At 62.2% G+C, this 9990-nt stretch carries 13 protein-coding genes and 1 pseudogene; 10 read left to right on the top strand and 4 right to left on the bottom strand.

From position 1 onward, the window contains the following. From NMC31_RS25345 to NMC31_RS25315, 7 genes are all read left to right on the top strand, one after another. Window positions 1-535 (top strand): type-2 restriction endonuclease (locus tag NMC31_RS25345; RefSeq protein ID WP_033996231.1); only part of this gene is annotated, 535 nt, incomplete at its 5' end. Window positions 536-573: 38 nt separating this feature from the next. Then, on the top strand, window positions 574-822 hold the full coding sequence (locus tag NMC31_RS25340) for a hypothetical protein (RefSeq protein ID WP_033996218.1): 249 nt from the start codon (window positions 574-576) through the stop codon (window positions 820-822). Window positions 823-976: 154 nt separating this feature from the next. Next, on the top strand, window positions 977-1615 hold the full coding sequence (gene parA / locus NMC31_RS25335) for a ParA family partition ATPase (RefSeq protein WP_033996216.1): 639 nt from the start codon (window positions 977-979) through the stop codon (window positions 1613-1615). A 21-nt stretch (window positions 1616-1636) separates the two neighbouring features. After that, complete coding sequence (locus NMC31_RS25330; RefSeq protein ID WP_011178357.1) at window positions 1637-1858, top strand: plasmid partition protein ParG; 222 nt, start codon at window positions 1637-1639, stop codon at window positions 1856-1858. A 33-nt stretch (window positions 1859-1891) separates the two neighbouring features. Then, window positions 1892-2278, top strand: a complete 387-nt coding sequence (parC, locus tag NMC31_RS25325) for a ParC family partition-associated protein (protein WP_011270177.1) — start codon at window positions 1892-1894, stop codon at window positions 2276-2278. A gap of 156 nt (window positions 2279-2434) precedes the next feature. After that, on the top strand, window positions 2435-3811 hold the full coding sequence (locus NMC31_RS25320) for a helix-turn-helix domain-containing protein (RefSeq protein WP_033996214.1): 1377 nt from the start codon (window positions 2435-2437) through the stop codon (window positions 3809-3811). A gap of 238 nt (window positions 3812-4049) precedes the next feature. Next, a complete protein-coding gene (locus NMC31_RS25315) occupies window positions 4050-4214 on the top strand; it encodes a hypothetical protein (RefSeq protein ID WP_153302083.1) in 165 nt (54 codons plus the stop codon). Window positions 4215-4598: 384 nt separating this feature from the next. Here the strand turns inward: NMC31_RS25315 and NMC31_RS26385 are convergent. Next, a pseudogene (locus tag NMC31_RS26385) lies at window positions 4599-5147 on the bottom strand (recombinase family protein); the annotation flags it as partial. A 201-nt stretch (window positions 5148-5348) separates the two neighbouring features. On the opposite strand from NMC31_RS26385, the gene NMC31_RS25305 reads away from it, so the two are divergent. From NMC31_RS25305 to NMC31_RS25295, 3 genes are read left to right on the top strand one after another with little or no spacing between them, the layout of a single operon-like run. Continuing rightward, window positions 5349-5588, top strand: a complete 240-nt coding sequence (locus NMC31_RS25305; protein ID WP_003089107.1) for a ribbon-helix-helix domain-containing protein — start codon at window positions 5349-5351, stop codon at window positions 5586-5588. Beyond that, window positions 5588-5998, top strand: a complete 411-nt coding sequence (locus NMC31_RS25300) for a putative toxin-antitoxin system toxin component, PIN family (RefSeq protein WP_003150546.1) — start codon at window positions 5588-5590, stop codon at window positions 5996-5998. Before NMC31_RS25305 ends, NMC31_RS25300 begins: the two co-directional genes overlap by 1 nt. Before the next feature lie 3 nt (window positions 5999-6001). Then, window positions 6002-8995 (top strand): Tn3 family transposase, encoded by a 2994-nt coding sequence (locus tag NMC31_RS25295; RefSeq protein ID WP_033995769.1) that lies wholly within the window; start codon window positions 6002-6004, stop codon window positions 8993-8995. A gap of 12 nt (window positions 8996-9007) precedes the next feature. Here the strand turns inward: NMC31_RS25295 and NMC31_RS25290 are convergent, their stop codons facing one another. Genes NMC31_RS25290 through NMC31_RS25280 form a run of 3 tightly spaced genes read right to left on the bottom strand, consistent with a single transcriptional unit; the run spans window position 9008 to window position 9731 of the window. Beyond that, window positions 9008-9220, bottom strand: a complete 213-nt coding sequence (locus NMC31_RS25290) for a GDCCVxC domain-containing (seleno)protein (RefSeq protein WP_003089113.1) — start codon at window positions 9218-9220, stop codon at window positions 9008-9010. 7 nt (window positions 9221-9227) lie between these two features. Further along, complete coding sequence (gene merP / locus NMC31_RS25285; protein ID WP_003150552.1) at window positions 9228-9503, bottom strand: mercury resistance system periplasmic binding protein MerP; 276 nt, start codon at window positions 9501-9503, stop codon at window positions 9228-9230. Between the two features lie 12 nt (window positions 9504-9515). Beyond that, window positions 9516-9731 (bottom strand): mercuric transporter MerT family protein, encoded by a 216-nt coding sequence (locus NMC31_RS25280; protein WP_225865360.1) that lies wholly within the window; start codon window positions 9729-9731, stop codon window positions 9516-9518. Window positions 9732-9990 lie beyond the last annotated feature (259 nt).

Here is a 9990-nt window from a genome sequence, read left to right as displayed (position 1 = left end):
CGAGATTCACCAGAATCGAGCGATGCTGACCCTGCCAGGCTACTTCCGCCCGACGAAGCTGTGGGATTTGTTGGTGATCTACAAGGGAGAGCTGATTGCTGCCATCGAGCTGAAAAGCCAGGTAGGTCCCTCGTTCGGTAACAACTTTAACAATCGAACAGAGGAATCTATCGGGACGGCCCATGATCTTTGGACGGCCTTTCGTGAAGAGGCGTTCGGCAAGCAGCCACGCCCTTTCGTCGGCTGGCTGATGATGGTCGAAGACGCGCCGGAGTCCCGCAGGCCGGTGCGTGACTCATCGCCGCACTTCCCGGTCTTCGAGGAGTTCAAGGGGGCGTCGTATCTCACGCGGTATGACTTGCTGTGTCAGCGATTGGTGCAGGAGCAGCTCTACACGACCGCTGCTGTCATTGCGGCAGAGCGCAGTGCGGTGAATACCGGCGACTTCACGGAGCAGTCGTCGATGACCAGCCTCAAGACATTCGTGTCTGCTTTGGCTGGGCACATCGCCGCAGAGGCGGCACGACTGGGCTGATTGGCCGCTTTCGATCATTCTGGCTTGGAGACCGGACGATGATGACAACCACAACTGAAGCGCTTTCAGAGGTTTTACGCGGGTATGGACGCGCCGATGAAACTGCATTGGCATCACTGCTGGAGGTCAGCGACTGGGAGCGCATCGCCCGGCAGGAGCTTGAGCGCCGGGCTACCAGCATCGTGCAGGCGCTGGATGATGCGACCCTTGAGGCCATCGCAGCGGGCACGCTCGACATGCTGGCCATGTGCCGACAGGTGGCCGACGAGATCCACCAGGCCGCCTAAGCCCTCCCCTGCCCTGCCACCGAACCCCGCCGCGTGCGGGGTTTTTTATGACTTCAAATCCTCAAAAGGTGCATTTACTCAAATCCTCAATATGCTATACTGCGCTTGAGTAATTCCTTTTTTCCTCAAACGCTCAATAGCTCAAGGAGCGCATATGCAAGTCATTGCTGTACTGAACCAGAAGGGCGGGGCGGGTAAAACCACCATCGCCACCCACCTTGCCCGCGCCCTGCAACTCGACGGCGCAGACGTGTTGCTGGTTGATTCTGACCCGCAGGGCAGCGCCCGCGATTGGGCCGCCGTCCGCGAGGATCAACCCGTGCCCGTGGTTGGCATCGACCGGCCCACCATCGAGCGCGATCTAAAGAGCGTGGCCCGGAAAGACTTTGTTGTGATCGACGGAGCGCCGCAGGCTCATGACTTGGCCGTGTCGGCAATGAAGTCCGCCGATTGCGTGCTGATCCCGGTGCAGCCGTCGCCCTACGACATTTGGGCAACCTCTGACCTCGTGGATTTGGTCAAGCAGCGCATCGAGCTGACCGACGGCAAGCTAAAAGCGGCTTTCGTGGTGTCCCGTGCGATCAAGGGCACCAAGATTGGTGCGGAAGTCTCCGAGGCGCTGGCCGGGTACGGCCTGCCGATCCTGCAAACGCGCATCACGCAGCGCGTCATCTACCCGAGCAGCGCGGCCAGCGGCACCACGGCCATTGACCAAGAGCCGACGAGCGAGGCCGCCGAGGAAATCCGGGCGCTGGCTGAGGAAGTGCGCCGTTTCCTCAATTGCACCATTTGAGTAATTAAGGAGTAGGTGAAAATGAGTAGCGGGAAACTTGGCATGAAAGCAGGCCGCCCGAGCGCCGCGAAGGCTGGCCCTACCTTGTCCGACCTTGCCGACAAGGCCGCCACCGTCCGGGTGAATTTCGACCTCGACCGGGCCGAGCACACGAAGCTGAAGATTTACGCCGCCAAGACCGGGCGCAGCATCACGGACATTCTGCGCGAACTGGTGCGCTCACTTGATGAAAAGAGTGATTGAGTAATCACTTAACCGGCTGGACGGGTCAAAAGCATGGACTATAGTCCATACATTTTTGATTTGGCGAAATTTAATAATGTTGATGAAATACGGCGCGTGGGGTATAAAGTGATGGTTGAAATGGAACCGTTGAGTCTGGAGGTACTGCCGCCCTCTCATTTCAAGGCGTTTGCGAAGAACGCACCGCATGAGATCAAGGGCGCTGTCATCGAGAACACAGAGCGCGGGCTGGTGATCGTGCTGCACGTTGGCAACGAGCGGCGCATTCTCGGCCAGTACCGGGGAGGCATCCGGTTTTTTCGCTCTTTCGATGGCGCGGCGGCAGTGCTGCGGCAGCATGGCGTGCTGCACTGGACGGCGAATGCAAAAGGCTGGATTCCGCGAACTTTGGAAGCGAAGGAGCGGAGTTCAGATGGATGAAAAAGCAAAGCCCCGCGTGGCAGCGGGGCTTGGCAGGGGGCGGGACTAGTCAGGTGGCACTGGCTAGAACCCAAAGGCGCAACCTATACAGGCAACACCCAGACACGGTTTGCATTGTAGCGCCCCACCTCTTGCCGCACAAGCGGAAAGAAGGTTATGGGACAGGCACAGCTACGACTTTTCAGCCCAGCCGATGAGGCGGGTTGCTATCACGACACAGCCCGGCAGGGCTTTTTCTCGTTGCTCATGGCGACGTGCGAGGGCAGCGGCAAGAAGCAGGACAGTTACCGGCTGTCACAGATGCCCGTGGTGCTCTCCATGCTCGACCACAGCCGGGATACCTGGCTGTCTCAGGCTGAGTTCATCAAGCCCAATCGCCGCGTGGTCAACTTGGCCCGCATCGGCTTGCTGTTCGCCGATCTGGACACCTACCGCGAGCCGTGGGCGCAGGGGCGCAGCCCCGAGCAACTGGCCGCCGCTGTCATGTTCCGCTGCTACGACGAAGGCGTGCCGCCGCCGTCGATCCTCGTTTTCTCTGGCCGTGGCGTGCAAGCAAAGTGGCTGCTGGATGGCACCTTGCCGCGTCAGGCGCTGCCACGCTGGAATGCCTGCCAGCGTTACCTGATCGACCGTCTGGCCGGGCTGGGCGCTGATCCAGCGGCCAAGGATGCAAGCCGCGTGCTGCGGCTGGTCAATACGGTGAACAGCAAGAGCGGCGAGGTTTGCCGCGTCATCCACGTTGAGCAAGGCCCGGACGGCGAGCCGATCCGGTACAACTTCGAGTATCTGGCCGAGGCGCTACTGCCGGTGGCCCGCTGGGACATCGAGGCCGACCGCAAGGCCCGCGCCGACCGTCGCCAGTTCAAGCTGCTGCCGGGCGGCCAAACCGGCAACCTGCGCACGCTCAACGGGCGGCAACTGGCGTGGGATCGTCTGGAGGACTTGCGCACGCTGGCCGCGCTGCGCGGCGGCGTGGCCGAGGGCGAGCGGATGCAGCACCTGTTTTGGCGGCTGAATTTCCTGCTGCTGTCAGGTGCGACGCACACCGGCCAGATGTACCACGAGGCCGCCGCGCTGGCCCGTGAGCTTGACCCACGGTGGAACTACCGCAGCGCCGAGCTTATGACGCTGTACGCCAAGGCCAAGGCCCACGAAGCCGGGGAAAAGGTGGAGTTCGGCGGCAAGCAGTTTGCGCCGCTCTACACGCCCAAGAACGACACGCTTATCAGCCTGTTTCACATCACCGACGACGAGCAGCGCAAGCTGCGCACGCTCATCAGCCGGGACATGGCCGCAGAGCGCCACAGCGAGCGCGAGAAAGCCCGCAGACGTGCCGCTGGGGCTGTCGATCGTGCTTCCTATCTGGAAGCAGCCAGCGCCAAGCAGGCGCAGGCTTTGGCCCTCAAGGCGCAGGGTCTGAGCGTGCGGGCCATTGCTGCACAGATGGGCATTAGCAAGACCGCTGCCGGGCGCTACATCGCAGAGCCGGGAGAGTGTCCCAAGTCCATGCGTATTACAGGCGGGGAGGGCTGATCGTGAGGTGTTCAAAGTCCGTCCGTATTACTAATGGCGGAGCCTTCCGGGCGGGTGTCCCAAGTCCATGCGTATTACTAATGGCGAAGCCTACGCCCGGCGCGTAGCGCCTGCCTTTGAGTAGCGCCTGCCTTTGAGTAGCGCCTGCCTTTGAGTAGCGCCTGCCTTTGAGTAGCGCCTGCCTTTGAGTAGCGCCTGAACGGCGCGGCCCCCTCGTCCAGTTCATCGGGTGGCTGTCATGAGTCGCGCCCGTCGATCCTTTCCGCCCGCGCTGCTGGATTCGTTGCGGGCAATGACGGTGCAGGAAACGCTAGACCGGCTGGGCCTGTACTGGAAACGTGAACCTGGCTTTGTGCCGGTGAAGGAGGGGTTTGGGGAGCAATGGAACCAAAAACCAACGTAAGCCCTACCAACGCTTTTCGGTGTCTTCTTCCCAGGCGCCCATCTCGACAAAACAGTTGCGCATGTCGGCCTCCTGGCTGATCTCGGTCAGCAGGTCATGCACGCTCTTGTCCAGCTCATCGTCGCTCCGATACGGAATGGTCAACTCATAGTGGCCGGCATCCAGCCGCTTCATGCCATAGGGCTCCAGGCAGTAGCGCTCAATGTTCTCCGTGGCCCGCTTCCGGCCGCGCACGAACTTGCTGTTATTCACCACCGCGAGGCGCAGGGTGACGGTGGCCACCCGCTCGGCGGCGGGCGGCTCTGCCGGCGACGCGGCCGAAGGCTGCTGGTCGCGTGACCTGGCGCTCTTCTGGTACGCGCCGATCTCGACACCACGGTGGCGCAGGTAGCTGTACAGCGTGCTCTTGGAGATGTGCAGCTTCTCGCCGATCGCGCTGACGCTCAGGCGACCTTCGCGGTAGAGGGTTTCGGCCGCCATGGCGGTGGCCTCAGCCTTGGCTGGCAGGCCCTTGGGACGGCCACCGATCCGGCCACGCGCCCGTGCGGCCGGCAGACCCGCCTGAGTCCGCTCGCGGATCAGCTCGCGCTCGAACTCCGCCAGCGAGGCGAACAGGTTGAACACCAGGCGGCCTTGGGCGTGGGTGGTGTCGATGGGGTCATTCAGGCTCTGTAAGCCGACCTTGCGCTCTGCCAGCTCGCCGACCAACTCGACCAGGTGCTTGAGGGAACGCCCAAGGCGATCCAGCTTCCAGATCACCACGGCATCACCCGGCCGCACGTTGGCCAGCAGTTTGTCCAACTCCGGCCGGGCGCTTTTCGCGCCGCTGGCGATGTCTTGGTAGATGCGTTCGCACCCGGCCTGTTTCAGGGCATCGACTTGTAGGTCGGCTTTCTGATCCCGAGTGCTCACTCGCGCATAACCGATCTTCATCAAAAGTACTGTTTACTCGACTACGTTAGTAATAGTTGAACTTTGATTAAGCGTACCAGTTATTTGAACCGTAGCGCGGGGAGCTTAACGAACCGAGCCATTCCTCGATAGAGTTCGGCAAAACCTTCGTTTTGTCGAACCATTGCATCGCCCTTTGTGATTGGCGTATAAACACACAAACACCTATTAGCGGAGAACGCTATGAATACCATTCGCTGGAATGTCGCCGTCTCGGCCGACACCGACCAGTCGCTTCGGATGTTTCTGGCCAGCCAGGGCGGCGGCCGTAAGGGCGACCTGTCGCGCTTCATCGAAGAAGCGGTACGGGCACACATCCTGGAGCTGAGCGCTGAGCAGGCCAAGGCCGCTAACGCCCATCTGAGTGAGGCAGAATTGACCAACGCGGTTGACGAAGCGCTCGACTGGGCACGTAAGCGCTGATGCGGGTCGTGTTGGATACCAACATCCTGTTCAGCGCCCTGATCTCGCCACATGGCGCGCCCGATGCGATCTACCGTGCCTGGCGGGCGGCGCGTTTCGAGGTGGTGACCTCGCGGATGCAACTCGATGAAATTCGTCGAGCCAGCCGCTATCCCAAGCTTCAGGCCATCCTACAGCCCGCCAAGGTGGGCGCCATGATCAATAACCTGCAACGGGCTGTGGTACTGGAGCGCCTGACCATCGAGGTCGAAGCCGATGATCCGGATGACTCGTTTTTGCTGGCCATGGCCTTGGCGGGCGATGCGGACTACCTGGTAACCGGTGATCGCCGCGCCGGCCTGCTGCAACGCGGGCACATCGAACGCACGCGGATCGTCACGCCCGCCGTGTTCTGCGTCGAGGTGCTGTGATCAATGCCGGTCGGTTTTCTGACTCAAGAGCAACGCGACGGTTTTGGCCGCTATGTTGATTCGCCCAGCCGTGAAGAGCTGGAACGTTACTTCCACCTGAGCGATGAAGACCGTGAAGCCATCCAGGTGCTGCGGGGTAACCATAACCGTCTGGGTTATGCCGTTCTGCTGACCACCGTCCGCTTCGTTGGCGTTCTGCCGGACAAGCCCGCCGCCGTGCCGGTGGAAGTCCTGCAGGTGCTTTGCCGACAACTGGCGATTCCAGACCCCGACTGCCTCCAGCGCTATAGCGATCATCGCCGCTGGATACATGCCACCGATATTCAGAACCGCTTTGGCTATCGTCATTTCACCGATCCGGGCATCGGCTTTCGCTTGAGCCGCTGGCTGTATGCCCTCTGCTGGACGGGCACCGACCGGCCGGGAGTGCTGTTTGAGCGAGCCACCTCGTGGCTGTTCACACAGAAAGTCCTCCTGCCTGGTGTGTCTCAACTAGAGCGCTTTATCGCCCAGTTGCGCAGTCGGGTCGAAGAACGCCTCTGGTTTACGCTGGGCCGCAGCGTGACTGAGGAACAGCGATTGCAACTGCAAGACTTGCTGACGGTGGCCGAAGGCAACCGCAGCTCCCGGCTGGATCAATTGCGCTCCGGCCCGGTCATGGTCAGTGGCCCCGCGTTGATTCGGGCACTGCGCCGGCTCGATGACGTGCGCGGCATCGGCATCACCTTGCCGGCGGCGGCGCACATCCCTCCCAGCCGTATCGCCGCCCTGGCCCGCTTCGCCAACACGGCCAAGGTCACCGCGATTAATCGGCTGCCGGCGTCGCGGCGGATGGCGACACTGGTGGCCTTCGCACTCTGCCTGGAGGCGACTGCGCACGACGACGCACTGGAAGTCCTGGAGGCCTTGCTGCGCGACCTGTTCAGCAACGCGGAGAAGGCCGACAAGAAAGCCCGCATGCGCAGCCTGAAAGACCTGGATCGGTCGGCCGCGACGCTCGCCGCCGCGTGCAAGGTCGTGCTGGACAGCTCGATCAGCGATGACAACGTGCGCGCCCGGCTGTTCAACGACCTGCCGAGGACCACCCTGGAAAAGGCCCTGGAAGAGGTCAACGCGCTGATCCGCCCGGTAGATGACGTCTATTTTCTTGCATTGGAAGCGCGCTACCGCAGCGTGCGCCGCTTCCTGCCCGACCTGCTCAAGCACATCCGCTTCGGCTTCAGCCCGGCCGGCAAGGGCGTGGCGGCTAGTCTGGAGTGGCTGCAACTGAACCTGCCGCGCCGGAAGCCAGAGGATGACGCGCCGCAGGAGATCGTGGCCAAGGCTTGGCAGAAGCACATCACCCGCGAAGATGGCTCCCTCGACATGGGTGCCTATGTGTTCTGCACGCTCGATGCGCTGCGCACGGCCCTGCGCCGCCACGATGTCTTCGTCTCGCCCAGTTGGCGCTATGCCGACCCGCGTCTTGGCCTGCTCGACGGTGCCGAATGGCTGGCGGCGCGACCGATCATCTGCCGGTCACTGGGCCTGACCATCGACGCCAAAACCACCCTGGACGCCTTGTCCGTCGAGCTGGATGCAACCTGGCTGGCAGTAGCCGCGCGCCTGCCCGACAACCCGGCGATTCAACTGAGCGAGAACACCGAGGGCAAGACCGAACTGTCGCTCGGGGCGCTGGACAAGCTGGACGAGCCCTGCTCGTTGCTGCAACTGCGGGCGGCCGTGTCTGACCTGATGCCGCGTGTCGATCTGCCGGAAATCCTCTTGGAAATCGCCGCCCGCACTGGCTTTTCCGAGGCCTTCACCCATGTCTCCGAACGCAATGCACGCGCCGACAACCTGGTCACCAGCCTCTGCGCGGTGCTGTTGGGCGGGGCCTGCAACACCGGCCTGGAGCCCTTGATCCGCACCGACAACCCGGCGCTGCGCCGTGACCGGCTGTCCTGGGTCAGCCAGAATTATATCCGCGACGACACCCTGTCAGCGGCTAACGCCATCCTGGTCGGAGCGCAAAGCCAACTGGAACTGGCCCAAGTCTGGGGTGGCGGCGAGGTCGCCTCCGCCGATGGCATGCGCTTCGTCGTACCGGTGCGCACCGTGCATGCCGGCCCCAATCCGAAGTATTTCGGCACCGGCCGGGGTGTCACCTGGTACAACCTGATTTCCGACCAATTCTCCGGCCTCAACGCCATCACCGTGCCCGGCACGCTGCGCGACAGCCTGGTGTTGCTGGCGGTCGTGCTGGAACAGCAGACCGAGTTGCAGCCGACGCAAATCATGACCGACACCGGGGCCTACAGCGATGTGGTGTTCGGGCTCTTCCGCCTACTTGGCTACCACTTCAGTCCGCGGCTGGCCGATGTCGGCGGTACCCGCTTCTGGCGCACGCGCCCGGACGCGGACTACGGCAAGCTCAACGGGCTGGCCCGCCAGTCGGTCAAACTCGACCTGATCGCCGAGCACTGGGACGACCTGCTGCGCCTGGCCGGCTCGCTCAAACTCGGCCGGGTGCCGGCGACTGGCATCATGCGCACGCTGCAAACGGGAGATAGACCCACCCGGCTGGCCCAGGCGCTGGCCGAATTCGGGCGGATCGAAAAGACTCTGCACACGTTGACCTATATCGACGACGAGTCCAAGCGCCGCGCCACCCTGACCCAGTTGAACCGAGGCGAAGGCCGGCACAGCCTGGCCCGCGCCGTGTTCCACGGCAAACGCGGCGAGCTCCGCCAGCGCTACCGCGAAGGCCAGGAAGACCAGCTCGGTGCTCTGGGCCTGGTGGTGAACATCATCGTGCTGTGGAACACCCTCTACATGACGGCGGCCGTGGAACGGCTCAAGCAGCACGGCTATCCAGTGCTGGAAGAGGATTTGGCCCGGCTATCGCCGCTGATCTACGAGCACATCAACATGCTCGGGCGGTATTCCTTTGCGGTACCGGAAGAAGTTGCGCGCGGCGAGCTGCGGCCACTGCGTAATCCAGACGACGACCTGTGATCCCCCTAAACGCTATGAGCAACACCCAAGCTGCTGCTGGATCGGCGGGCACTTCACCGAGCCGAACGAACAGAAAACGCAGCAATCCCCTGGGTTGGGGCGCAGCAGCGCCTTGCAGTTGCTGCACTCGTAATAGAACTGGCAGGCGTCCGTGGGCATGGTTTCCGGCTTGGCGAAGCCGCAGCGCGGGCAAGTCAGCACGGACTCAAGGACAATGGCGCTCATCGTGACCTCACTTCTGCACTGTGGAGGGGTATCCCGCGTTCGCGGTCGCCTCAGTCAGTGCCTCGGGCTGGGCCTTATCGGGATCGTAGGTGACGGTCGCCGTCTTCTGGTCGAAATTGACCTGGACGTCACTCACGCCGGACACCTTCTCCAGCGACTTCTTGACCGTGATCGGACAGAGTCCGCACGTCATGTTCTGCACGTCGAGCGTGACGGTTTTCGGGGGAGCCGCCAGCGCCACGAAGGGCAAGGCGAAAAGCACGGCGATCAGCAGTTTGCGCATGGTTAATCTCCTTCAGTAGAACAGCGGGGCGAGCCACGGCACGGCCAATAGGCCGAGCAGCAGCACGCTGACGATCCAGAACACGAGTCGCTGTCGCACGAGCGTGCGCGGATCGGCGCAGGGTGTACCTGGCGTACAAACCTGTGGCACCAGGTAGAGCTTGCGGAATGCCAATCCCAGGAACAGTAGAGTCAACCCGATGAAGAGGGGGCGTAGTGGCTCCATCATGGGGTCACCTCAGAAAACGGAAAAAATCGTACGGTAAGCCGCTGGCATGGTCTAGCTTCTCGCAAACGATCGTTTTTGAGAGGCTTCAATGAGAATCAGATCCGCGCTAGTGCTGGTATGGCATGTTGCTTTCTCGAAAACCACTCTCATATTGCACGGCTGAAACAGCCGAGTTTCGAGAACCACGAAAATGCTGTTTCTAGGGGTTGGCAGCTTGCGCAAAGCCGCGCAGTTGCTGGGTATCGGATCTCTTAACGTG

It is taken from the genome of Pseudocitrobacter vendiensis (assembly GCF_943590815.1).
Taxonomy (GTDB): Bacteria; Pseudomonadota; Gammaproteobacteria; order Enterobacterales; family Enterobacteriaceae; genus Pseudocitrobacter; species Pseudocitrobacter vendiensis.
Note: the sequence above shows the minus strand (reverse complement) of the source record. Positions and strands in the feature narration are given on the sequence as shown.

Coding starts and splice junctions, on each gene's coding strand:
- NMC31_RS25340 (WP_033996218.1), top strand. CDS start 574: ATGATGACAACCACAACTGAAGCGCTTTCAGAGGTTTTACGCGGGTAT.
- parA (WP_033996216.1), top strand. CDS start 977: ATGCAAGTCATTGCTGTACTGAACCAGAAGGGCGGGGCGGGTAAAACC.
- NMC31_RS25330 (WP_011178357.1), top strand. CDS start 1,637: ATGAGTAGCGGGAAACTTGGCATGAAAGCAGGCCGCCCGAGCGCCGCG.
- parC (WP_011270177.1), top strand. CDS start 1,892: ATGGACTATAGTCCATACATTTTTGATTTGGCGAAATTTAATAATGTT.
- NMC31_RS25320 (WP_033996214.1), top strand. CDS start 2,435: ATGGGACAGGCACAGCTACGACTTTTCAGCCCAGCCGATGAGGCGGGT.
- NMC31_RS25315 (WP_153302083.1), top strand. CDS start 4,050: ATGAGTCGCGCCCGTCGATCCTTTCCGCCCGCGCTGCTGGATTCGTTG.
- NMC31_RS25305 (WP_003089107.1), top strand. CDS start 5,349: ATGAATACCATTCGCTGGAATGTCGCCGTCTCGGCCGACACCGACCAG.
- NMC31_RS25300 (WP_003150546.1), top strand. CDS start 5,588: ATGCGGGTCGTGTTGGATACCAACATCCTGTTCAGCGCCCTGATCTCG.
- NMC31_RS25295 (WP_033995769.1), top strand. CDS start 6,002: ATGCCGGTCGGTTTTCTGACTCAAGAGCAACGCGACGGTTTTGGCCGC.
- NMC31_RS25290 (WP_003089113.1), bottom strand. CDS start 9,220: ATGAGCGCCATTGTCCTTGAGTCCGTGCTGACTTGCCCGCGCTGCGGC.
- merP (WP_003150552.1), bottom strand. CDS start 9,503: ATGCGCAAACTGCTGATCGCCGTGCTTTTCGCCTTGCCCTTCGTGGCG.
- NMC31_RS25280 (WP_225865360.1), bottom strand. CDS start 9,731: ATGATGGAGCCACTACGCCCCCTCTTCATCGGGTTGACTCTACTGTTC.